Origin of the sequence: Amycolatopsis oliviviridis (assembly GCF_014654365.1) — a bacterium.
GTDB classification, from domain to species: domain Bacteria; phylum Actinomycetota; class Actinomycetes; order Mycobacteriales; family Pseudonocardiaceae; genus Amycolatopsis; species Amycolatopsis oliviviridis.
This window is the reverse complement of the sequence record NZ_BNAY01000004.1, coordinates 61,402-84,549: the sequence shown is the minus strand read 5'-3', so window position 1 is coordinate 84,549 and position 23,148 is coordinate 61,402. Positions and strand designations below refer to the sequence as shown.

Annotated in this window: 19 protein-coding genes; 11 read left to right on the top strand and 8 right to left on the bottom strand. The window is 68.8% G+C overall.

Features of this window, described 5'->3' with window-relative positions:
- Positions 1–36 precede the first annotated feature (36 nt).
- Both IE302_RS18170 and IE302_RS18165 read right to left on the bottom strand, forming a co-directional pair.
- Positions 37–936: a hypothetical protein gene (locus IE302_RS18170; protein ID WP_191255725.1), complete on the bottom strand. Its 900-nt coding sequence runs from the start codon at positions 934–936 to the stop codon at positions 37–39.
- 124 nt (positions 937–1,060) lie between these two features.
- Positions 1,061–1,861: a hypothetical protein gene (locus IE302_RS18165; protein WP_191255724.1), complete on the bottom strand. Its 801-nt coding sequence runs from the start codon at positions 1,859–1,861 to the stop codon at positions 1,061–1,063.
- 175 nt (positions 1,862–2,036) lie between these two features.
- Between IE302_RS18165 and IE302_RS18160 the strand changes: the two genes are divergently transcribed.
- The 3 genes from IE302_RS18160 to IE302_RS18150 all read left to right on the top strand — a co-directional run bounded on the left by IE302_RS18160 (position 2,037) and on the right by IE302_RS18150 (position 3,946).
- Positions 2,037–2,816, top strand: a complete 780-nt coding sequence (locus IE302_RS18160; RefSeq protein WP_191255723.1) for a deoxyribonuclease IV — start codon at positions 2,037–2,039, stop codon at positions 2,814–2,816.
- Between the two features lie 235 nt (positions 2,817–3,051).
- Positions 3,052–3,567, top strand: a complete 516-nt coding sequence (locus tag IE302_RS18155; protein ID WP_191255722.1) for a hypothetical protein — start codon at positions 3,052–3,054, stop codon at positions 3,565–3,567.
- 43 nt (positions 3,568–3,610) lie between these two features.
- On the top strand, positions 3,611–3,946 hold the full coding sequence (locus tag IE302_RS18150) for a hypothetical protein (RefSeq protein ID WP_191255721.1): 336 nt from the start codon (positions 3,611–3,613) through the stop codon (positions 3,944–3,946).
- Here IE302_RS18150 and IE302_RS18145 read toward each other — a convergent pair.
- The gene (locus IE302_RS18145) at positions 3,903–5,459 is read right to left on the bottom strand and encodes a glycosyltransferase family 87 protein (RefSeq protein WP_191255720.1); all 1,557 of its coding nucleotides are present in this window, start codon (positions 5,457–5,459) and stop codon (positions 3,903–3,905) included. The genes IE302_RS18150 and IE302_RS18145 overlap by 44 nt on opposite strands.
- A gap of 17 nt (positions 5,460–5,476) precedes the next feature.
- Positions 5,477–6,565 (bottom strand): ROK family transcriptional regulator, encoded by a 1,089-nt coding sequence (locus IE302_RS18140; protein WP_191255719.1) that lies wholly within the window; start codon positions 6,563–6,565, stop codon positions 5,477–5,479.
- Between the two features lie 71 nt (positions 6,566–6,636).
- On the opposite strand from IE302_RS18140, the gene IE302_RS18135 reads away from it, so the two are divergent.
- Positions 6,637–7,671, top strand: a complete 1,035-nt coding sequence (locus tag IE302_RS18135) for a Gfo/Idh/MocA family oxidoreductase (RefSeq protein WP_444541944.1) — start codon at positions 6,637–6,639, stop codon at positions 7,669–7,671.
- An 85-nt stretch (positions 7,672–7,756) separates the two neighbouring features.
- On the opposite strand, the gene IE302_RS18130 is transcribed toward IE302_RS18135, so the two are convergent.
- The 3 genes from IE302_RS18130 to IE302_RS18120 form a co-directional block, all read right to left on the bottom strand.
- Positions 7,757–10,300: a transglycosylase domain-containing protein gene (locus IE302_RS18130; RefSeq protein WP_191255717.1), complete on the bottom strand. Its 2,544-nt coding sequence runs from the start codon at positions 10,298–10,300 to the stop codon at positions 7,757–7,759.
- A 156-nt stretch (positions 10,301–10,456) separates the two neighbouring features.
- A complete protein-coding gene (locus IE302_RS18125) occupies positions 10,457–12,865 on the bottom strand; it encodes a transglycosylase domain-containing protein (protein WP_191255716.1) in 2,409 nt (802 codons plus the stop codon).
- A gap of 490 nt (positions 12,866–13,355) precedes the next feature.
- Positions 13,356–13,769, bottom strand: coding sequence for a DUF5318 domain-containing protein (locus tag IE302_RS18120; RefSeq protein ID WP_191255715.1), 414 nt, complete (start codon positions 13,767–13,769; stop codon positions 13,356–13,358).
- 247 nt (positions 13,770–14,016) lie between these two features.
- On the opposite strand from IE302_RS18120, the gene IE302_RS18115 reads away from it, so the two are divergent.
- The 3 genes from IE302_RS18115 to IE302_RS18105 all read left to right on the top strand — a co-directional run bounded on the left by IE302_RS18115 (position 14,017) and on the right by IE302_RS18105 (position 16,319).
- Positions 14,017–14,562: a PadR family transcriptional regulator gene (locus IE302_RS18115; RefSeq protein WP_005168208.1), complete on the top strand. Its 546-nt coding sequence runs from the start codon at positions 14,017–14,019 to the stop codon at positions 14,560–14,562.
- A 62-nt stretch (positions 14,563–14,624) separates the two neighbouring features.
- Complete coding sequence (locus IE302_RS18110; RefSeq protein ID WP_191255714.1) at positions 14,625–15,707, top strand: inositol-3-phosphate synthase; 1,083 nt, start codon at positions 14,625–14,627, stop codon at positions 15,705–15,707.
- A 165-nt stretch (positions 15,708–15,872) separates the two neighbouring features.
- The gene (locus tag IE302_RS18105; RefSeq protein ID WP_191255713.1) at positions 15,873–16,319 is read left to right on the top strand and encodes a MauE/DoxX family redox-associated membrane protein; all 447 of its coding nucleotides are present in this window, start codon (positions 15,873–15,875) and stop codon (positions 16,317–16,319) included.
- Here the strand turns inward: IE302_RS18105 and IE302_RS18100 are convergent.
- Entirely contained in the window at positions 16,285–16,920 is a 636-nt protein-coding gene (locus IE302_RS18100; RefSeq protein ID WP_191255712.1) for an HAD family hydrolase, read from the bottom strand. The genes IE302_RS18105 and IE302_RS18100 overlap by 35 nt on opposite strands.
- Before the next feature lie 77 nt (positions 16,921–16,997).
- Here IE302_RS18100 and IE302_RS18095 point away from each other — a divergent pair, with 77 nt between their 5' ends.
- From IE302_RS18095 to IE302_RS18080, 4 genes are all read left to right on the top strand, one after another.
- Positions 16,998–17,468 (top strand): MarR family winged helix-turn-helix transcriptional regulator, encoded by a 471-nt coding sequence (locus IE302_RS18095; protein ID WP_191255711.1) that lies wholly within the window; start codon positions 16,998–17,000, stop codon positions 17,466–17,468.
- Complete coding sequence (locus IE302_RS18090) at positions 17,458–18,675, top strand: MFS transporter (protein ID WP_191255710.1); 1,218 nt, start codon at positions 17,458–17,460, stop codon at positions 18,673–18,675. The genes IE302_RS18095 and IE302_RS18090 overlap by 11 nt, the downstream gene beginning before the upstream one ends.
- Before the next feature lie 96 nt (positions 18,676–18,771).
- Complete coding sequence (locus IE302_RS18085; RefSeq protein ID WP_191255709.1) at positions 18,772–20,820, top strand: PhoX family protein; 2,049 nt, start codon at positions 18,772–18,774, stop codon at positions 20,818–20,820.
- A gap of 178 nt (positions 20,821–20,998) precedes the next feature.
- Complete coding sequence (locus tag IE302_RS18080; protein ID WP_191255708.1) at positions 20,999–23,101, top strand: PhoX family protein; 2,103 nt, start codon at positions 20,999–21,001, stop codon at positions 23,099–23,101.
- The last annotated feature ends 47 nt before the right edge of the window (positions 23,102–23,148 follow it).

The following is a 23,148-nucleotide window of genomic DNA, read 5'->3' as shown; positions in this document are numbered from 1 at the left end:
ACGAGGGAGTGACCAGAAAGATACTAGGCGGTAGGACTAACTTGTAGCGGCCATTCGGCGGAGGACCCAGGTGCGGACCAGCCCCGCGCTGACTCCGGAGAGTGCCAAAACGGCGATCAGCAGCGGCAGTTTCCCGTCCTGAGTGAATCCATCGCTCACGCTCGGTAGCGCTTCGGCTTGTCCCGCATTCTGGATGTCCGGGTTTCCGGCGGTGTTCTCCCCCTCGGCGGCGATGCCGAACTGCGGCGCGTAACCCGGGATCTGCCCGCCGTACCGGATCCCCGGCGACGGGCTGAAGAGACCGGCCGTCGCCATCGGGATGGAGCTGTAGTCGCGCATCGGGGCGTAACCCGTGCTGATCCCCCACGGCAGACCGCCGAAGTTCGGGGTGAAGGTGCCGGGCAGCAGCGGGCTGTTCGCCGCCGGGATGCCGGGGCCGGTCGCCGGGTTGCCGCCCTGTCCCGGGGTGCCGCCGGGGCCGCCCGTCTGCGGGTTGCCGCCGGGTGTGCCGGGAGCGGGCTTCCCGGGCTGGGGCTGCGTGCCGGGGGCGGGCTTGCCGCCGCCGGTGAGTGCCTGGGTGGTGCCGGTGACGGCGCCGTTCAGCGCTTCCGCGGCGGGTTCGCCGATGACCGGGACCGGCGCGACGACGGCGTTGACCACGGTCACCGTCACCTTGCAGACCGTGCCGAGCAGCGCGTTGATCGTGCCCGTGAGCACACCGGAGACCGGACCGGCCTGTCCGAGGTCGAGAGGGATGCCGAGCAGCGGCGTCTTGCCGAGGATCTTGTCGCCGGGTTTGGCGGTCACCGAACCGCCGCAGGTGGCGGTCTTGGTCTCCGCGGCGGCGGCCGTGCCGGGCATGGCGAGGGCGGCCGAGCCCGCGAGAATGAAGGCCGAGGCACCCAGGGCGGTCGCCCTCCGTGTCCGTTCGCGCATGCCTTCGACTCCTCCGTCGTCGGGATCACCTACCCGCATAACGACGCTAATGGAGACGAGTAACGCCCGCTCACTCGAAGAGGTCAGGCATTCGAGTGGAAGCGGGCGTCACCGAGAGTGAAAGTCAGGCTGCCTTGCCTCGCAGCCAGGCGCGGACCAGAGCCGCGGCGACGACGGCCAGCGCCAGCACCGCGAGCAGCAGCGGCAGCTTGGCCGGGGTGATCGGAGCCTGGACGGCCTGCGCGTTGCCGGTGTCCTTTTCGTCGACGGTGGGCGGCGGGACCTCGCCGGGGATGATCTCGGTGATCACCGGCGCCTGGACGAAGCTGCCGGGAAGCAGTGCGGCGTTGCTGATGACACCGGCGATCGAGTCGCCGCCGATACCAGTGGAGGAACCCGGGCCGCTCTCGACCGGGAGTTCGGTGCCCGGACCACCGGGCTGACCCGGGCCCGGCTTCGGGGGCTGAGGCTGCGGCGGCTCAGGGTTCGGCGGCTTCGGAGTCGGGGGCTTCACGATCGGCGGCACGTCCTCGGTGACGCCCTGGGTCAGGTTCCCGACCGCGTTCACCGTGCCCTGCGCGGGCTCGCAGACGCCCTGTGCGACGAGGTCTCCGACCGGGTTGTCGGTCAGGCCGGTCGCCTTGACCACATCGCCGACCGGCAGCGAGAGCAGCGGCTTCCGGCCCTCGGCGGTCTTGGCCTTCGAGTCCAAACCGACCGTCAGGGCTTCAGGCGAGTTGATCGGGGCGCCCGCGTCGAGAACGAGGCCGTCGGCGGTCTTCCCGTTCTGCAGTGTCGACGCGCATTCGCCGGAAAGGGTCGGATTCGGCTCCTCGGCGGCCATCGCGAACGTCGGGAACGCGAGCCCGGCCGAAACCGAGAGCGCGAAACCCAGTGCCGTGATCCGCCCGGCAGTCTTCCCCATCGAGTTCGTCCTCCGCCCCTCAAGACCCAACGCGGTTTTAACGGAACGCGCTCACGCTACCCCACGAGCGTGACGACCTGGGCCGCGCAGGGGAGAATTCGTCAGGTATAGCTCCGCCTTCCTCCCCACCACCGCCCTCAACGGAGGAGCTTCGCTCCGCGTAGATTCCTCCAACATGAAAATCGGTGCCCATGTCCGCGACGACGATCCCCTTTCGGCGGTCGCCGAACGCGAGGCCGAGGTCCTTCAGTTCTTCCTCTCCGACCCGCAGGGCTGGAAGGCTCCCAAACCCCACCCGCACGGCGAAGCGATCAAGGAATCGCCGGTCGAGGTGTTCATCCACTCGCCTTATCTGATCAACGTGGCGTCGATGAACAACCGCATCCGGATCCCGTCGCGGAAGAACGTCACGCAGCACGCGAACGGCGCGGCCGAAATCGGCGCGAAAGGCCTCGTCGTGCACGGCGGTCACGTCGGTTCGGCGGAAGACGTCGAAGAAGGTCTCGTCAACTGGCGCAAGCTTTTCGAGCGGGAACAGGAAAAGGGCGGCTTCGCCGTGCCGATCCTGATCGAGAACACCGCCGGCGGCGACAACGCGATGACCCGCGACCTCGATACGATCGCCCGGCTTTGGGACAAGATCGGCGAATTCGGTGCGGGCTTCTGTTTCGACACGTGCCACGCGTACGCGGCGGGCTGGGACCTGACCGAGGCGGTCAAGAAGGTCAAGGCCATCACCGGCCGGATCGACCTGGTGCACCTCAACAACTCGCGCGACGAATTCGGTTCCACGCGGGACCGGCACGCCAACGTCGTCGGCGGCGACGGCACGATCGACCCCGAGGTGCTGGCCGCGGTCGCGGCCGAGGCGGGCGCGCCCGTGATCGTCGAGACCCCGGCCGACGGCCAGGCGGCCGACATCGCCTACCTCCGCGAACGCGTCGCCTCCGCCTGACCCCCTCTCGCATTTCGTCCTCTGAATGCGTGCATGACGCATTCAGAGGACGAAATGCGTCAGTCGTCGTCGCGCGTCCGGCCTCGCATCTCGGGGCGCGCGGCGCGAACCGGCGCCAGAGGGAACGCCATACCGCGCAGGCTACCCAGGCGGGAGGCCGTTCCCTCTCCGGCGGGAGGGCCGGACGCGCGGACCGCGAGAGGCTCGTCCAGGAACACCGACCTGGAGGGAACTCATGAACATCAAGGCGAAGATCACCACCGCGGCCGCACTCGCCATCGCGGCGACGACGCTGGGGGCGGCACAGGCGACGGCGGCACCGGAGCGGCCGTCCGGTTCGGTCGTGGTGGGGTCGGCGGGCGGTCCGCTGACGTTCCCCGGCTACGACAACGACCCGGTCCGGTTCGATTTCGCCGCGTTCGGCGAACCCGGCAAGTCCTCGGGCCGGTTCCACGTGAATCACGTGACCAAGGACGGCAAGCTCGTCGCCGACTTCGACGGCAAGATCGATTGTGTCGCGCGGGCCGGAAGCCTCGCCATCCTGACCGGCGTGATCGAACGCGCCGACATCCCGGGCCTCCCGATCACCGTCGTCGGCCGCCGGGTCGGCTTCTCGGTCCAGGACGAGCCGCGCGGTCACGACCGGATCGGCTGGAGCTGGGCTTACGGCGGCATCGAGCACGACGTCCTGCCGTGCACCGGCCCGGTGCCGTTCTTCCCGACGAGCACGGGCGGCTACGTCGTCCGCTAATCGGCTTGACCCTCACGTGGCGGGAGGGTCGAACCTGGTCCGCATGAAGAACAGGACCGTGTACCGGGCGGAGGACGGCGAGCACGTCGGCTACGTCGCCCCCGCCATGGACACCCGTTGGCAGGCGTTGACCGTTTTCGGCTACCCGCTCGGCGGGCCCGCCGCTTTCGACGACTCCGTCGCGTTGCTCGAAGCCGAAGGTCTGGCCGTCCTCGCCGACCGCTGGTCGGTCAGGCACGGCGAGGACTGGCTCACCTGCCGTCTCGTCGAAACCTCGCCCGAAACGGTCGTCGTCCGGATCGAGGACTTCGGCTCCGACGACTTCGGCAAGCACGTCAAGCTGGAGCGTCCTGGGCCGGAGGTGCTGAAGCGCGCTTGACGGCGCGTACCGGGCGCGCATCGGGGGCGCCGTCGAGGAAGCCACCCACCGGGTCGTCGTCCCCGGCGAGGCGGACGGGGTCTGTGCGCGGCTGGTAGATGTCACGGATCACCAGCGCGCACAGGCCCAGCACCGCGAGGTCGCGGACGACGACGGTGCCGAGGAACCAGTCCTCGGGCAGGCCCTTGTGGTCGACGCCGAGGTAGTACATCATCCGCGGCGCCCAGACCAGCGCGTCGATGATCATCCAGCCGAGCAGCAGCCGCCAGCGCGGGATCGCGAGCACCGCCAGCGGCACCAGCCACAGCGAGTACTGCGGGCTCCACACCTTGTTGGTCAGCAGGAACGCGGCCACCACGAGGAAGGCCAGCTGGCCGAGCCGCGGGCGGCGCGGCGCGGTCAGCGTGACGTACCCGATGCCGGCGCAGGCGGCGAGGAACAGCACCGCGACGACGACGTTGAGCACGACCGGGGTCTGGCCCGCGGTGAGTTTCCCGTCGAAACCGGCCCAGCCGGACAGGTGGGAGACCACGTTGTACAGCGAGTCCGGGTCCATCGGGCGCACCGTGTTGAGCCGGAAGAACTCCCACCAGCCGGTCGGCGCGGCGAGCGCGAACGGGACGTTGACCACCACGAACGTCGCCGCGGCGAGTCCGGCGGTGAGCGCCCACTGTTTGACCTTGCCCGCGCGCAGGCACAGGAAGAACAGTGGGATGAGCAGGAGCAGCGGATACAGTTTCGCCGCCGCGCCGAGGCCGAGCAGGAATCCCGCGACCTCGGGCCTTCGCCGGGCCCAGGCGAGCAGCGCGGTCGCGGTGAACGCGGTCGCGATGGCGTCGAAGTTGGTGAAGACGTGCACCAGCGCCAGCGGCGCTATCGCCACCAGCACCGCGTCCCACGGACGGCGTTTCAGCGATCGGCCGGTCGCCCACACCGTGACCAGCCAGGCCAGCGCGAGCCAGAGCGCCGAGATGTTGAAGTAGACGGCGACCGGGAGCGCGCCGGGCAGCCAGCCCGATTCCGCGACCGACAGCCAGGCTTCGGCGAGCTTCGCGTTGATCCACTGGAACAACCCGGTCGCGACCGGGTACTCCATGTACCGCGTCGTCTCCTTCGCCGTGCCTTCGTCCTCGGTCCACGAAGTCACGTAAGGGAAGGTGTCGGGATCGTTCAGCCGCTCGGAGCTGTAGAGCGGGATGATGTCCGAGTAGCACATCGCGACGAACGGGCGGCCCGCCCGCCAGTCGAGCTGATGGGTCCCGGATTCGTCGGTGTACTCCTGGATGCAGGACGCCTTGCCGAACCACGAGAGCAGCAGCGCGAGGCAGGCCAGCAGCAGCCCGACCCGCTGCGGCGACCAGAACCAGTGCCGTCCCACGGCCGCGTGTTCGCCGAGCGGCCCGCCGATCGGCCGGGAGGCCGCGGCCACGAGCGGTTCGTTCCAGCTCGGGATGACCCGCTCGCCGGGAGTGAGGGAGAGCGGAGCCTCGGGCTGGGTCGTCTGGTCGGACACGTGGCGGATGTTAGCGCCTAACCGGGTGACCACCCGGTGATATCGCCGCTGTCGTAGAAGCCGGCGAGTACCTCGGCCGCCGCGCCGAACGCGACGACGTCGTCGCCCATCTCGTCGAGATCGACCTGGATCCGTTGCCAGTGCGGCAAAGGCAGGAGTTCGCGCAGCCGCGCGGCGACCGTCTCGCGGTACACCTCCGGCTCCGCGCGAACCGAACGCCCGGTGAGCACGACACGTTCGAGGTCGAGGACCTGGACGAGGTCGGCGAGCCCGATCCCGAGCAGCCCGGCCGCCTCTTCGGTGGTCGGCGCCGCGTTGTGCAGCACCTCGACGCAGCCGCGGCGCCCGCACGCGCACCGCGGCCCGTCGAAGGCGAGCGTCGTATGCCCGAACTCGCCCGCGTTGGTCCGCGGCCCGCGGTACACCCTGCCGTCGATCAGCAGGCCGACGCCGATCCCGGTGCCGACGAGCACGACGGCGGTCGCGGCCTGGCCGCCGTCGGGCCAGTGCTGGGCGAAGGCGGCGGCGTTGGTGTTCTTGTCGAGCCGCACGGGCAGTCCGGTGCGTTTCGCGAGCAGGTCGCGCAGCGGGACGTGGTGCCAGCCGGGCATGTTCGTGGCGTCCCGGACCACCCCTTCGTGGTGGTCGAGCGGTCCGACGGAGCCGACGCCGAGGCCGAGTACGCGTTCACGCACGACACCGTCGAGGAGCGCTTCGGTCGCGTCGCCGATCGCGAAAACGGCCTGGTCGGGGGTGAATCCGGGGGTCAGCGGCCCGCCTCGCGACGCGATGATCTTCCCGGTCAGGTCGGTCGTGAGCACCCGGTAGTGGTCCCGGTCGAGCTGGGCGCCGAGCGCGTACCGGGCGTCCGCGCGCACCCGCAGCAGCGTGCGCGGTTTGCCGACCCCGGCCGCGGGCTGGCGTTCCTCGTCCAGCAGGCCGGCGTCGAGCAGTTCGGGGACGATCTTCGAGACGGCCTGCTGGGTGAGCCGGGTGCGTCCGGCGAGCTCGACGCGGCTGAGGCCGCCCGCGCGCAGGATGTGCGTGAGCAGCAGCGCCCGGTTGTGCTGGCGCAGCCCGCGCAGATTGACCCCGGTCTCCGGCATAGCGGGCATCCTGCCATGACTGGCTGATTACGCAACACTGTTGTTTAATGGAAGGCATGGCTGACTTGCGAGTGGGGATCTTCGGATACGGCACCGGTGGGCGCGTCTTCCACGCCCCGCTGGTCGACGCGACGCCGGGGCTGACCCCGGCCGCCATCGTCACCTCGAATCCGGACCGGGTGGGGCAGGCCAGCGCCGACTACCCGGCCGCGGACGTGCTGCCGGACGCGGACGCGTTGTTCGCGAAGGCGGACGAGCTGGACCTGGTCGTCATCAGCACGCCGAACCGCACGCATGTCCCGCTGGCGCTTCGGGCGATCGAGGCAGGTCTGCCCGTCGTCGTCGACAAGCCCTTCGCGCCGACGGCGGACGAAGCGGCGAAGGTCGTCGAGGCCGCGAAGGCCGCGGGCGTCGGCCTGACGGTGTTCCAGAACCGCCGGTTCGACTCGGACTTCCTCACCGTCCGGAAGGTCCTCGACGCGGGCAGCCTCGGCGACGTCTTCCGCTTCGAGTCCCGCTACGACCGCTGGGTGCCGAAGCCGCGCGACAACTGGCGCGAGTTCGGCGACCCCGCCGAGGCGGGCGGGCTGCTCTACGACCTCGGCGCGCATATCGTCGACCAGGCGCTGCAGCTGTTCGGGCCGGTCACCGAGGTCTACGCGGAGGTCGACAAGCGCCGCGCCGGGGTGTCCGTCGACGACGACGTGTTCGTCGCCCTCCAGCACGCCGGCGGCGTGCGCTCGCACCTGTGGGCGTCCGCGCTCGCGGGGACCCGGAACCCGCGGTTCCGCGTGCTCGGCGACAAGGCGACGTTCACGAAGTACGGCCTCGATGTCCAGGAGCCGCAGATCAAGGACGGGCTGCGGCCCGGCGATCCCGGCTGGGCCGTGGAACCGCCGTCGGACGCCGGCGTGCTCGGCGTGAACGAAGACGTCGAGACCGTGCCCACCGAGGTCGGCCGCTACGAGGACTTCTACGCGCAGGTGCGCGACGCGCTCCTCGGCAAGGGCGAGTTCCCGGTCGATCCCGCTTCCGCCGTCGAGGCACTGCGGGTCATCGAAGCCGCTCACCTCTCGGGTGCCGAACGGCGCGTCGTCACCCTCTGACCCGGGGGCTGAAGGGGACTTTCCCCGCATAGGACGTAGCAAAGGGGCCCTTCGCCGCATGACATGCGGTGAAGGGCCCCTTCAGCTATCCGTTGTCGTCGCCTCTGCCCCCGCCACCCCGGCCGGGACCGTTGCCGGTGCCTTCTTCTCCGTTGTTCTCACTGGAGGAAGGCGGGTTCTTCGAGCTCGACGGCGGGTCTTCCTCGTTCCGCGAGGAAGAGGGGCCGGTCGACGGGCCCGTGGACGGAGTACCGGTCTGGTCCGGGTCATCGCCGTCCTCGGGCGGGGTCTGCGTCGACGGGACCGTGTTGCTGTCGTCCCCGCCGATGATCTTGACCTTGTCGAAGCGCTCCGCCTGCTTCCCGTTCAGATACAGCGAAACGAACTTCTGCCAGATCGGCCCGGCGATCGTCGAACCGAAGATCGACTTGCCGTTCTTGCCCTTCAGCGCCTTGTCGCCGTCGCCACCGACCCACACCGCGGCCGAGATCGACGGCGTGTAGCCGACCATCCAGGTCTGCGAGTTCGCGTCCTTCGCCGAGGCGGGCTCACCCGCCCGGTAGGTGTGCTGCTGGGTCCCCGTCTTGCCCGCGCACTCGTGGCCGTTGGGGCACTTGAGCTTCGAGAACGGGATGACGCCCTTGAGCGACTCGGTGACGTTGCCCGCGATCTGCTTGCTCTTGTCGGAGTCGTCGGAGAACGCCGGCTTCGCCTCCTCGGGAGCCGAGTACGCGGCCTCGTCCTGCGAGTTGGTCACCTTGGCGACGAAGTGCTTCTCCCGCCGCTGGCCATCGCCCGCGAAGGTCGCGTACGCGGCGGCCATGTCCACCGGGCTGATGACCGTCTTGCCGCCGCCGAGCGCGATGTTGTTGTCGGCGAACAGTTCGGCGGTGCCGTCGGGGGCGGGTTTGACCCCGGCGTCCTTGGCCGCCTGCGCCACCGGCCCCGGCTTGGTCTGGTTCACGACCATGTCGTAGAACACCGTGTTCGCCGACCGCTGCATCGCTTCGGACACCGTGCACTGCGCCGAACACGAGCTGCCGGGACCGGCGTTCCGGATCGTCTGCTTCCCGAACTGCCGGTTGTTGGACCCGTCGAACGTCGAGTTGATGCCGCCCTTGCCCAGCTGCATGTACGCGGTGAGGTCGAACGGCTTCATCGACGACCCGGGGTTCTGCGGCGTGTTCGCCCAGTCGCGCCCTCTGAGGTCCTGGCCGTTGGGTCCCTTCACGATGGTCTGGCCGCCGTAGTACGCCTTCACACCGCCGGTCTTGGGGTCGACGGCGACGAGCGCGTTGAGCAGGTTCTCGTCGGTCTGGCCCTTCATCCCTTCGGCGACAGCCTGCTCGGCCGCGGCCTGCGCCTTCGGGTCGATGGTCGTGTAGACCTTGTAGCCGCCCCGGTAGTAGACGTCGTCGGTGATGCCGTTCGCGGCCAGTTCTTCCTTGACCTTGTCGCGGATGAACGGGTTCACCACCCCGGCCTGCTGCTTGTCGGTCTGCGGCACCGGCGTCGGGAACTGCAGGTTCGCGCGGTCCGCGGCGGAGATGAACTTGTTCTCCACCATCCGGTTCAGCGCGACGTTCCAGCGGTCGTTCGCGACCTTCGGGTTCTCCGAGCGGCCCGGCTGCTGGATGAGACCCGCGAGCAGCGCCGCCTCGGAGGCGTTCAGCTCACCGGCGGGCTTGGCGAAGAACGCCTGCGCGGCCGACTCGATCCCGTACGCGCCGCGCCCGAAGTAGATGATGTTCAGGTACGCCGAGATGATGTCCTTCTTCTCGTACGTCTGGTTCATCTTGAAGGACTTGGCGAGCTCGGTCCATTTACGGGTGAGCGACGATTCGTCGTCCCCGCTGGCGACCTTGATGTACTGCTGGGAGATGGTCGAACCACCGCCCTTGCCCGCGGTCACCTGGTTGTAGACCGCGCGCAGGATGCCGCCGATGTCGAAACCGGAGTTGGTCTCGAAGGAGGCGTCCTCGGTGGCGATGACGGCCTTCTTGACGATGTCCGGGATCTGCTCCGGCGTCAGGATGTGCCGGTTGCCACCCTTGGGGACGTCCTTGCCCATCTCGGTGTTGTCGGCGTAGTAGTAGGTCACCGCCTGGCCCTGCGTGGCCGCGACCGATTGCGGCGACGGGACGTCGACGGCGAAGTAGGTGATCACGAACGCGATCGCCGGGACCACGACGAAGAGACAGAACAGCGCGAGCAGCACCCGCCGGATCCGTCTCCACCGGCGCTTCTTGCGCTGGGCCGGGGTGAGGATCGGTTTCCCGTTCTCGTCGGTCTCAGGACCGTGCTGCTCGTCCTCGTACTGATCGTCGTAACGGTCGTCGTAGCCGCGGTCCGCGGTGCCGTTGTGCTCGTGATGCGTGATGAGGTCCGGTTCGTGCTGCGGCGCGACCGGTGGCCGCTGCGGACGTCGCGGTGGCGGTTGCTGCTGCTGGGGCGGCCCTTGCCGTTGCCATGGCGCCTGCCCTGGACCCTGCGGACCGGGACCCTGTCGTTGCCCGTAGCCCGGAGGAGGTCCTCCGGCGGGGCGGCGGGGCGGTCCGGCCGGGCGTTGCGGACGACGGGCGGGGTCAGGGTCCTGACCTGGCCATCCGCCGTGGGGATCGTCGTTCACTGGGACGTCCTCCGAACCTTCCGTGGGTGAGCGCGGTCCTGCGGTCGCAGGTCTCCTTTGTATAAGACGTGTCGGATCGGTTCAGGTTCACCGACGCGAAGAAAAAAGGTGTGCCGGGCCAGTGCCCGGCACACCTCGTTCAGCTGCTCCGCCCGGTCATCCCGGATCCTGGCCGTTCGGGAACAACGGATCCGAAGTCCCCGGTCCCGGTCTGGTCGGCTTGGTGGGCTTGGTCGGTTTCGTCGGCCAGCCGCCGGTCTCCGTCGGCTCCGTCGGCTCGGTGGGAATCGTCGGCGTCGGGGTGGTCGTCGGCGTCTCGGGCGTGCTCGTCGTCGGAGGCGGCGGCTTCGAGACCGTCGTCGTCGGCACCGCCCTGGCGTCCTTGCCGATCGGCTTGACGTTGTCGAACTTCTCCGTCGGCTTGCCCGTCAGGTACCGGGACATGAAGTCTTCCCAGATCGGGCCCGCGATGGTCCGGCCGTAGATCGGCTTGCCGCTCTTGTCGTGCAGCGGCTTGTTGCCGTCGCCGCCGACCCACACCGCCGTCGAGATGCTCGGCGTGTAGCCCACCATCCAGGTCTGCGCGTTGCGGTCGCGGTAGCTCGCCGGGTCGCTGTCCTTGAAGTCGTACTGCTGCGTCCCGGTCTTGCCCGCGCACTCGTTGCCCTTCGGGCACTTCAGCTTCGAGTACGGGACGACCTCTTCGAGCGCGTCGGTGATGTTGCCGGCGATCTGCTTGCTCTTGTCGGCGTCGTCACTGAAGGCGGGAGCGCCCTTGGGGGCCGTCTCGTCGAACTCGACCTCGTCCTGGGAGTTGGTCAGCTTGGCGACGAAGTGCTGCTTCTGCCGGACGCCCTCGCCCGCGAAGGTGGCGAACCCGGCCGCCATGTCCTCCGCCGTGGTCACCGTGCGACCACCGCCGAGCGCGATGTTGAGGTCGGGGTAGAGGACCGATTTGCCGCCCTCGTCCTCCGTCCGCACACCGGCTTCCTTCGCGGCCTTCGCCACCGGGTCGACCTTGGTCTTGTTGATCACCATGTCGTAGAACACGGTGTTCGCGGAGACCTTCATCGCCTCGGCGACGGTGCACTGGGTGCCGCAGTTGGAGCTTTCGCCCGCGTTCCGGATCGTGCGGTAGTTGCCGCCGCCGGCGTCGAACTTCCGGTTGTTGGACCCGTCGAAGGTCTCGCCGAGGCCCTTGCCCATCTTGAGGAACGCGGCGAGGTCGAAGGCCTTGAACGCCGAACCCGGGTTGTGCGGGACGTTCGCCCAGTCGTGCGCCTGGACGTCCTGGCCCTGGTCGTTCTTGACCCAGTCCGGGCCGCCCCAGTAGGCGACCACGCCGCCGGTCTTGGGATCGACCGCGACCAGCGCGTTCAGGATGCTCTCGTCGGTCTGGCCCTTCATCCCCTCGGCGACGGACTCCTCGGCCATCTTCTGCGCCTTGGGATCGATCGTCGTGGTGATCTTGAAGCCGCCCTGGTGCAGGCGGGCCTGGTCGTAGCCGCGGGCTTCGAGTTCGTCGATCACCCGGTTGCGGATGTGCAGGCTCAGCGTCCCGGCGTCGTCGGCCTTCGCCTGCGCCTTCGGGATCGGCTTCGGGAACTGCGCGGCGGCCCGGTCGGCCTGGGGCAGCCACTTGTTCGCCACCATCTGGTCCATCACGAAGTTCCAGCGCTTCTGCGCGTACGCCTCGTTCTCGGACTTGCTCGGACCCTGGATCAGGCCCGCGAGCAGGGCCGCCTCGGACGCGCCGAGTTCCTTGGCCGGCTTCTTGAAGTAGGCCTGCGAGGCCGCTTCGATGCCGTTCGCGCCGCGGCCGAAGTAGATGGTGTTGAGGTACGCGGTGATGATCTCCTCTTTGGACATCTGGTTGTTCATCTTGAAGGATTTGGCCAGCTCGGTCCATTTACGGGTGAGCGTCGGTGCCTCGTTGGCCGTGGCCTTCTTGATGTACTGCTGGGAGATCGTCGAACCGCCGCCCTGGCCGCCGGTCACGTTGTTGTAGACCGCGCGCAGGATGCCGCCGACGTCGAAGCCGGAGTTGGTCTCGAACGACGAGTCCTCGGCCGCGTACACGGCCTTCTTCACCGCGTCCGGGACCTCGCCGGGCTTCAGCAGGTACCGGCTGCCGCCGCTGGCGGGTGCGATCTTGCCCATCGGGCTGCCGTCGGCATACATCAGCGTGATCGGCTGGCTCTGCTGGCTCGCGATGCTTTCCTGCGACGGGACGTCCACCAGGAAGTAGGTGATGACGAACGCGATCGCGGGGACGACGACGAACAGGCCGAACATCGCGTAGAGGACCCGGCGGATGATCCGCCAGCGACGCCTCTTGCGCTGCTTCGGCGTGAGGACCTTCTTCTTGCCGTCTTCCTCGTCCTCGGCGGGCTCGTCGTCGTACTGGTCTTCGCCCTCGGCGCCGAGGGCGGTGCTTTCGTGACGATCGTCATAGCGATCGTCGTACGGGTCGTAGCCGTACGGGTCTTCGGTGCCGTTGTGCGCGTGGTGCGTGATGAGCTCGGGCTCGCGCTCGTACGGCTCCGGTTCGACCGGCCGGACCATCGCGGTCGCCTGGTCGTCGGGGGCCGGAGGACGGCGATTCCCGGGCGGGGGCGGCGGACGGTGACCGACGGCACCCTGCTGGGACCGCTGCTGAGGCGGGCGGTTCCCGGGCGGCGGGGGTCCCTGCCTGCGCGGGGGCATGCCGTTGGGGCGGCGCGGGGGCGCGGGGCGGCGCGGTTCGTCGTCGGACGGCCATTCCGGGCCGCCGCCGTCGCCACCAGGCCACTGGGGATCTACAGGGCGTGGAGCCGCGGATCGTGACGGTGCCGAGCGGGTGGTGCCGTTCGGAGGTGTCCGGCGCTGGGGGCGGCGCGGGGGTTCCTCGCCCGGCCAGCCGGGATCGTCGGTTTCGCCCGGCCAATGGGCACGGCGAGGTGCATCAGGCTCCTGGCCTGGCCAGGAGCGATTGCGGTCGTCGTTCACGAATGGGCCTCCCAGACCGGCGCTTCGGGGGACGCCGCTCTGTGCTCAACTGCGTTTTCGATACCTGTCACTGACCCGCTGTCCTCTGTGACCGGGTCCGTGGCCGGGTGCTGCCCGGGTCTCCTGTACCGAGGACGTAGGACCGCACCAGGTGGTTCCAGTGACAGCTCCGGCAGACCTCGACCTCGTAGACGGTGAACTCGGCGAAGTGCCCGTCCATCCGTACCAGTTCTTCGGGTGTCTTGGCCGATCCGGCGACGTGCTTGAGCTCCTCGCCGTACACCCAGGACACCAGGGTCAGTTCCTCCCGATGACAGACCGGGCAGTCCTGCTCACCTGGTCGTCCGTGGAATTTCGCGGCCCGCAGGAGGTACGGGCCCGCGTCGCAGACGTCGTATGTGCCGACCCGTCCGGAGTGGACGCCCTTGAGCAGCGCGCGCCGCTGTAAGGCGTAGTCCACGACCTGCCGCTGGTTTCGCACGCCAACAGAGTACGGGCTCTTGCTGTGTGGTCCACGCCCCGTTCTCGGCGGGACGGTGCGTACGCGATCGGACACGCCGAAGATTCGATAACTCTCCGGTGAATTTCGTCCGGTTCCGAGGCGCTCGATCGGGGTTAGCTACACCACTTCGATGTATCGGCGCGATATAGTGGGCCGGTAGGTTGACCGAGCCGGTCTCGGTGGCCAACGCGACCGGTCGCGGTTTGTTCCCGGAAGGGGGTGCGGTGTGCTCGAGCTCGCGATCTTGGGGCTGCTGCACGAGACCCCCATGCACGGTTACGTGCTGCGCAAACGTTTGCATGAGACGCTCGGGATGTTCCGGACGTTCTCGTACGGCTCGCTGTATCCGACGTTGCGTCGGCTGCTCCGCGCCGGTTACCTCGTCGAGGAGCTCGAAGAGGTGGAAGACCGGGCATGGGCACGCCGGGGCAAGCGCGTGTACAAGCTCACCGCCGAGGGCAAGGAACGGTTCGCCGAACTACTCGGCGACGCCGGCCCGCAGACATGGGACGACGAAGGCTTCGGCGTCCACCTGGCGTTCTTTTCGAGGACACCGGCCGACGTCAGGATGCGAATCCTGGAAGGCCGTCGTCGTCGGGTCGAGGAACGCCGAGAAGGACTTCGGACGGCAATGGCGCGGGCCGAGGAGAAGATCGACCGCTACACCCGTGAGCTGCACCGGCTCGGGCTGGAGTCCAGTGAGCGGGAGGTGCGCTGGCTCAACGAGCTGATCGCGCACGAACAGGCCGAGCAGCGCGGACCGGAGACCTGAGGCGCTCTCCGGGACCGCTGCGGATTACCTACAACTGTTGGACTAATGAAGGAGAAACCGGCATGGGCGAGAACCGCCGCGTTCGGGTGGCCATCGTGGGCGTCGGCAACTGTGCGGCCTCGCTGGTCCAGGGCGTTCAGTACTACCGCGACGCAGATCCCAGCACCCGCGTGCCCGGTTTGATGCACGTCGTGTTCGGCGAGTACCACGTCCGCGACATCGAGTTCGTCGCCGCGTTCGACGTGGACGCCAAGAAGGTCAGCCGCGACCTGTCCGAGGCGATCTTCGCCAGCGAGAACAACACCATCAAGATCGCCGACGTGCCGCCGCTGGGCGTCACCGTGCAGCGCGGTCACACCTACGACGGGCTCGGCCGCTTCTACCGCGAGACCATCGAGGAGTCCGACGAGACCCCGGTCGACGTGGTCGCGGCGCTGCGCGAGGCCGAGGTCGACGTGCTCGTCTCCTACCTGCCGGTGGGTTCCGAAGAGGCCGACAAGTTCTACGCGCAGGCGTGCATCGACGCCGGTGTGGCGTTCGTCAACGCGCTGCCGGTGTTCATCGCCTCCGACCCCGAGTGGGCGGAGAAGTTCCGCGCGGCGGGCGTGCCGATCGTCGGTGACGACATCAAGTCCCAGGTCGGCGCCACCATCACGCACCGCGTGCTGGCGAAGCTGTTCGAGGACCGCGGCGTCCAGCTCGACCGGACGATGCAGCTCAACGTGGGCGGGAACATGGACTTCCTGAACATGAAGGAGCTGGAGCGGCTCGAGTCGAAGAAGATCTCGAAGACCCAGTCGGTCACCTCGCAGGTCGACCGCGAGCTCGGCAAGGGCAACGTCCACATCGGGCCGTCGGACTACGTGCAGTGGCTCGACGACCGCAAGTGGGCCTACGTCCGGCTGGAGGGCCGCGCGTTCGGTGACGTGCCGCTGAACCTGGAGTACAAGCTCGAGGTGTGGGACTCGCCGAACTCGGCGGGCATCATCATCGACGCCGTGCGCGCCGCGAAGATCGCGAAGGACCGCGGCATCGGCGGCCCGATCCTGTCGGCTTCCTCGTACTTCATGAAGTCGCCGCCGGAGCAGTACGACGACGCCACCGCGCGCGACGAGGTCGAAAAGTTCATCGCCGGCGAGGCGTGAGTCCCCGGTAGCTCGAAGGTCATGAAAGGGCCGTTCCTGACGTTTTTCGTCAGGAACGGCCCTTTCATGACATCCCGGGCCGGCCCCTTCGTCTCCCCCTACGGCGCCACAGCGGTCCTCCTTCGGAAGGATTCGCGGCCGCTCCGCCCACGGCATCGTGGCGCCATGAACAAGACGGTGATCCTGGTGGCGCGCTACGTCGTCGCCGCGGTCTTCCTCGCCTACGGTGGGCTGAAACTGGCGGGCGGTCAGTATTACTACGGCGACTGGTCCATGACGAAGGACACCGTCCGGGGGCCCGGCCTGGTCTGGGCCTTCTACGGCTACTCGCCGGTGTACGGACGGATCACCGGCCTGTTCGAGTTTCTGCCCGCGCTCCTTCTGCTGTTTCGGCGCACGACGCTGCTGGGGGCGATGGCCCTCTTCGCGGTCGGGCTGAACGTCACGGTGATGGACTTCGCCTTCGGTTTCCCGCTTCCGGCGTGCCTTCTGGTGCTGACCTGCACCCTGCTGTGCGGGCTGATCCTCGCCGGCGACCTGCCTCGTCTGCGGAAGGTCTTCTGGGATCGCCCGGCCGCTAAGCCGGAAGCAGTGCCGCCGGCAGGTCCGTGATCGTCCCGACCACGGTCGTCTGCGCCAGCACCGCCGGATCCGGCGGGAAGTGCGGGTTCGGCACCGCGTACACCGTCATCCCCGCGGCCAGCGCCGCGCGCAGCCCGTTCGTCGTGTCTTCCACGGCCGCGCAGTTCTTCGGCTCCGCGCCCAGCAGCTCGGCCGCCTTCAGGTACACGTCGGGTGCCGGCTTCCCCGCTCCGACTTGCTCGGAGGACACCGCCGTCGGCACCGGCAGCCGCGTGATGTCCAGGAACGCCTTGATCAGCAGCGGCGGCGACGAGCTCGCGATCGCCACCGGCCAGTGCTTCGCGACCTCGCGCACGACGTCCGGGCCGCCCGGGATGATCGGCGGCTTCTCCGCGTAGCGTCGCGCCATCCGCTCGATCACCACCTGCGCGACGTCCGCCGGGCGGAGCTGGACGCCCAGGTCGTGTGCCAGGTAGGCGGCCCATTCCGGGGTGCTCATCCCCTGCATCGCCCTGGTCGACTCGTCGCGCCAGGTGCCGTTGAACTCGTGGACGACGGCCCGGCGGACCTCGTCCCACGTCGTTTCCGAATCCACCAGGACACCGTCGAGATCGAAGATCACCGCTTCCACACCTTCAACCCTAGGGGTTGGCACCCTGTACGGCAGATTACTTAGCCATGCTCAGTAATTTTAGTTAGCATGGCTAAGTGACCACGAAAGTCGCCGATCTCGCGCACCGGCTCCGCCCGCTGGTGTTCCGGCTGTACTACCTCGTCCGCCGGGAGACACCGCAGGTGCAGCTCACCCTCACCCAGGGTTCGGTGCTGTCGGAACTGCTGAACGGCGGCCCGCGCCGGATGAGCACGCTCGCCGACCTCGAACGGGTCCGGATGCCGACGATGACCGACGTCGTCCGCCGTCTCGAACGGCTCGGACTGGTCAGCCGCCGTCCCGACCCCGCCGACGGCCGGGCCGTGCTCGTCGAGGTCACCGAGGTGGGACAGCGCTTCCATCGCCAGTTGATCGTCGCCAGGGAGGAATTCCTCCGCGAGCGGCTCCTCGAACTGGACGAGCACGACCGCACCGCGATCGAAGCCGCGCTCCCCGCCCTCACCAAATTGCTGCGGCAGGAAATTCAGGAAGACAAGAAGGAGGAACTGATCCGCGATGAGCGCTGAGTCCCACTCGAGCCTGTTGGACGCCCTCAAAGGACAGCCCAAACAGGTATGGATCACCGCGTTCGCCGCGGTCATCGCGTTCATGGGCATCGGGCTGGTCGACCCGATCCTGTTGTCGATCGCCGAAGGCCTGCACGCGACGCCGTCCGAAGTGACCCTGCTGTTCTCCTCCTACCTGGGTGTCCAGGTGGTGGCCATGCTCTTCACCGGCGCGATGAGCGCCCGCTTCGGCGCCAAGCGGACGGTGATCACCGGTCTGTCGCTGATCGTGCTGGCCACCGCGCTGTGCGCCGCCGCCGGCTCCATCGAGCAGCTCGTCGGGCTGCGCGCGGTCTGGGGCCTCGGCAACGCCTTCTTCATCGCGACCGCGCTGTCGGTGATCGTCGGCGCCGCCGCCGGCGGCCAGTCCGGCGCGATCCTGCTCTACGAAGCCGCGCTCGGGGTCGGTCTCGCGGTCGGCCCGCTGCTGGGCGCCCTGCTCGGCAGCATCTCCTGGCGCGGCCCGTTCTTCGGCACGGCCCTGCTGATGGCGGGCGCGCTGGTGCTCTGCGCGGTCTTCCTCCGCAAGGACGCCCACGAGGACCGGCCACGCATCCGCCTGCTCGACCCGATCCGCGCCCTCAAGCACAGCGGGCTGCTGCGCACCTCGATCGGTTCCGCCCTCTACACCGCGGCGTTCTTCGCCGTCCTCGCCTGGTCGCCGTTCGTGCTGGAGTGGAGCGCGGTCGCGGTCGGCCTGGTGTTCTGCGGCTGGGGCCTGTGCGTGGCGGTCGCCGGTGTGGTCCTCGCCCCGCGGCTCGCGGCGAAGTTCGGCGAGCGGCACGCGACCGTGCTGGCCGTGCTCGCCTACGCCGTCCTGCTCGCGGTGATGCTGGTGCCGAGCAAGCCGGTGCTGGTGGCCGCGATCATCGCCTCGGGTCTGGTGTCCGGTCTGCTCAACACGCTGTTCACCGGGATGGCGATGTCCATCAGCGACGCTCCCCGGCCGGTGGCCAGCGCGGGCTACAACTTCCTCCGCTGGATGGGCGGCGCGGTGGCCGCGACCCTGGTCGGCCACGTCGCCGAGTGGTTCGGCTCGCCGCACGCGCCGTTCCTGGTCGCCGCCGTGCTCTGCGTGCTCGCCGGTGGACTGCTCGCCGCGCGCCGCACCAAGCCGGACGAGTACCGGGTGCCCGAGGAGGCCGCGCTCGTCGGCGAAGAGTTCTGATCTGTACGGAAAGTGAACAAAGCACCAACGGGGGGTTTCCTCCCGTTGGTCCTTTGTCTAGCGTCGACCTCCCGAACTGCCTGACCGGAGGTCCGCGTGAAGTTCCTTCCGTTGCTGGCCGGCCACTCACCAAGCCGGGCTTCAGTGACCTGTACCTACCGCTGTGGCGACGCGTGCTTCCACGACGCGCCGAACACCTCGGACAACCCCACCTTCGCCGAGGTGCTCGGCGCGGTGAGCCGTCGTGGCGCGTTGAAGGCGACCGCCGTCGTCGCGCTGGCCGCCGGGACACCGGTCGCACTCGCCGGGCCCGCGGCCGCCGCGCCAACGGGAAACGGCAGGCCGAAGCCGCCGCCTGGCACGGACTACCAGCGCGTCCAGCCGAACACGCTCGACGCCGTCGTGGTGCCCGAGGGCTACGAGCAGGGCATCGTGATCCGCTGGGGTGACGCGGTGCTGCCGGGCGCGCCGGAGTTCGACTTCGATCACCAGACCGCCGAGGCGCAGGCGAAGCAGTTCGGCTACAACTGCGACTTCGCCGCGCTGCTGCCGCTCGATCGCTGGGGACTCTCCTCGCTGCTGGTCACGAACCACGAGTACACCTCGGAAGAGTTCATGTTCCGCGGCTACGACCGCGAGAACCCGACCGAGGAACAGGTCAAGATCGCGTGGGCGGCCCACGGTCTCACCGTCGTCCAGGTGTCGCGCGGACGCGACACCGGGCACCTGCGGCCGAAGATGTCCCGCTACAACCGCCGGATCACGCTGCACACCCCGTTCAAGGTGACCGGTCCGGCGGCGGGTAGCGACCTGCTCAAGACCGCCGCCGATCCCACCGGCACGGTGGTGCTGGGCACGATGAACAACTGCGCCGGCGGCGTCACGCCGTGGGGCACGATCCTGTCCGGCGAGGAGAACATCAACCAGTACTTCGGGAACGCCGACACGGTGACCGATCCCGTGGCGCGCAAGCGATACGCGCGCTACGGCATCAAGGGCACCGCGACCACCCGGAAATGGGAGCGGTTCGACGCGCGCTGGGACATCGCCAGGGAACCGAACGAGGCCCACCGGTTCGGCTGGGTGATCGAGCTGGACCCGAACGATCCCGACAGCACCCCGGTCAAGCACACGCATCTGGGCCGGTTCAAGCACGAGACGGCGAACATCCGCGTCGCCAAGGACGGCCGCGTCGTCGCCTACTCCGGTGACGACGAGCGCTTCGAGTACATCTACAAGTTCATCTCCAAGGGCCGCATGAAACCGGGCGACAGCGCGCATGCCCGGCGGCACAACATGACCCTGCTCGACGACGGCACGCTCTACGTCGGCAGGTTCACCGGCGACAGCCCGGCCGCCGAGATCGACGGCACCGGGAAACTGCCCAGTGACGGCGAATTCGACGGCAGCGGCGAATGGATCCCGCTCGCCTCCGGCAAGAAGTCCTTTGTGGACGGAATGACCGCCGACGAGGTGTACGTCTTCACCCGCGAGGCCGCCGACCGCGTCGGCGCGACCAAGATGGACCGCCCCGAGGACATCCAGGCGCATCCCCGCACCGGCCGGATCTACTGCGCGCTCAGCAACAACGTCGAACGCGGCAACCCCGGCAAGGAAGGCGCCACCGAACCCAACCCGCGGCTGAACAACAAGCACGGTCAGGTGCTGGAGTTCGAGGAACGCCGAGGGGACGCGCTCGCGCTGACGTTCAGCTGGCGGCTGTTCCTGGTGTGCGGCGATCCGTCGTCGCCGGACACCTACTTCGCCGGGTTCCCCAAGGACCAGGTATCGCCGATCTCCAGCCCGGACAACGTCGCCTTCGACAAACACGGCAACCTGTGGATCTCCACCGACTCGGCGGGCGCGCTCGGCATCAACGACGGCCTGTACTCGGTGCCGCTGGAGGGCCGCAACCGCGGGGAGCTGAAGCTGTTCCTCACCGTGCCGCGCGGCGCGGAGACCTGCGGCCCGATCGTCGAGGAGAAGATCGTCACGGTCTGTGTCCAGCATCCGGGTGAAGTCGACGGGGCGAATGCCGACAAACCGGCCTCCCATTGGCCCGACGGCGGCGAAAACCAGCCCCGTCCGTCGGTGGTGGCGGTCTGGAAACCCGGCAGGCACGGCCTGTCGGACATCGGTTCTTAGTCGGTAAGCAACGATCTAGCAGTACTTTTCGTCGATGGCGCGCCGCCGGTCCGGCAGCGCGCCATCGCTCGTTCGCGCGCTGTTCACCTTCTGGCCAGGACCGGCTCTCTTTGGTCGCTTAACGTCACGGCGTTCCCCCGACTGGACTACGTGTACCCACCGCGAACATGGAGGCCCTGTGTCCTTCGAGCCTCAGCGGCTCCTGCCGTTGATCACCTCCCACCCCGGCGGCCGCTCCGCGGTCACCTGCGAGTACCGCTGCGGCAACGCGTGCGCCCACCCCGAGCCCAACACGTCGGACAACGAGTACTTCGGCGACGTCGTCAAGAACATGCTGTCCCGCCGCGGCGCGCTCAAGGCGAGCGCCGTGCTGGCGGCGGCCGCCGGTGGTTTCGCCGCGCTGTCCGGCACGGCCGCCGCCGAGACCCCGGCCGCCGACGTCGCGGCCGCGGGGCACGGCAAGCCGGGCCGCCCCGGCCGTCCGGTGCCCGGCACCGACTTCGAAGCGGTGCCGCCGAACAAGCTCGACGCGGTCACCATCCCCGAGGGCTACGACCAGCGTGTCGTCATCCGCTGGGGCGACGCCGTCGAGTGGGGCGCGCCGAAGTTCGACTTCCACAAGCAGACCGCGGCCGCGCAGGCCAAGCAGTTCGGCTACAACAACGACTTCGTCGGCCTGATCCCGCAGGACCCGCTGGGCATCCGCAACCTGCTGGTGGTGAACCACGAGTACACCACCGAGGTCCATATGTTCCCGGCCGACCAGTACGACCCGGCCAACCCGACCGAGGAGCAGGTCAAGATCGCCTGGGCCGCGCACGGTCTTTCGGTCGTGCAGGCCTTCCGCGACCCGATCGGCGGCGCGCTGCGCGCCGTGCCGAGCCCGTTCAACCGCCGCATCACGCTGAACACCGCCTTCGAGGTGCGCGGCCCGGCGGCCGGTTCGAAGTTCCTCAAGACCTCCGCGGACCCGACCGGCCGCAAGGTCTTCGGCACGCAGAACAACTGCGCCGGCGGCGTGACCCCTTGGGGCACCGTGCTTTCCGGTGAGGAGAACGTCAACCAGTACTTCGCCAACGCGGCGAGCGTCACCGACCCGGTCGCGGCCGCGCGCCTCAAGCGGTACGGCTTCTCCGGCGCCGGGACCACCCGCAAGTGGGAGCGGTTCGACAAGCGCTGGGACCTCGCGCAGGAGCCCAACGAGGCCAACCGGTTCGGCTGGGTCGTTGAAATCGACCCGAACGACCCGAACTCGACGCCGGTCAAGCACACCGCGCTCGGCCGGTTCAAGCACGAGGCCGCGAACATCAAGATCACCAAGGACGGCCGCGTCGCCGTCTACTCCGGTGACGACGAGCGTTTCGAGTACATCTACAAGTTCGTCTCCAAGGGCAAGTACAAGCCGGGCAAGAGCGCGCACGCGCGCCGCCACAACTCGGCGCTGCTCGACGACGGCACCCTGTACGTCGCCCGCTTCACCGGCGACAGCCCCGGCGAGATCGACGGCACCGGGAAGCTCCCCAAGGACGGCGAATTCGACGGCGTCGGCGAGTGGATCCCGCTGGTCTCCGGCAACAAGTCCTTTGTGGACGGTTTCACCGCCGAAGAGGTCTACGTGTTCACGCGCCAGGCCGCGGACAAGGTCCAGCCGACCAAGATGGACCGCCCCGAGGACATCGAGCCGAACCCGGTCAACGGCCGGATCTACGCGGCGCTGACGAACAACAGCGACCGCGGCGCGGCGGGCAAGGCGGGCGTCGACGAGCCGAACCCCCGCGTCAACAACCGCAACGGGCACGTCCTGGAATGGGACGAGGACCGCGGCGACTCGGCGGCCACGAAGTTCTCCTGGCGGCTGCTGCTGGTCTGCGGTGACCCGAAGACGGCGGACACCTACTTCGGCGGCTTCCCGAAGGACCAGGTCAGCCCGATCTCCTGCCCGGACAACGTCGCGTTCGACCGGCACGGGAACCTGTGGATCTCCACCGACGGCAACGCGCTCGGCTCCAACGACGGCCTGTTCTCGGTGCCGGTCGACGGTCCGGAACGCGGGCACGTCAAGCAGTTCCTCTCGGTGCCGGTCGGCGCGGAGACCTGCGGCCCGGTGGTGACCGACCACCTGGTGCTCGTCGCCGTGCAGCACCCGGGCGAGAACGCCGCCAGCTCGGCGAACCCGACGTCGCACTGGCCGGACGGCGGCACCACGCAGCCGCGGCCGTCGATCGTGTCGGTGTGGAAGAAGGGCCGCTGGGGCCAGGTCGGCCGCATCGGCGTCAAGTAAGGCCATGACCGGGACGCCGCTGCCGTGGGAAGACGGCAGCGGCGCCC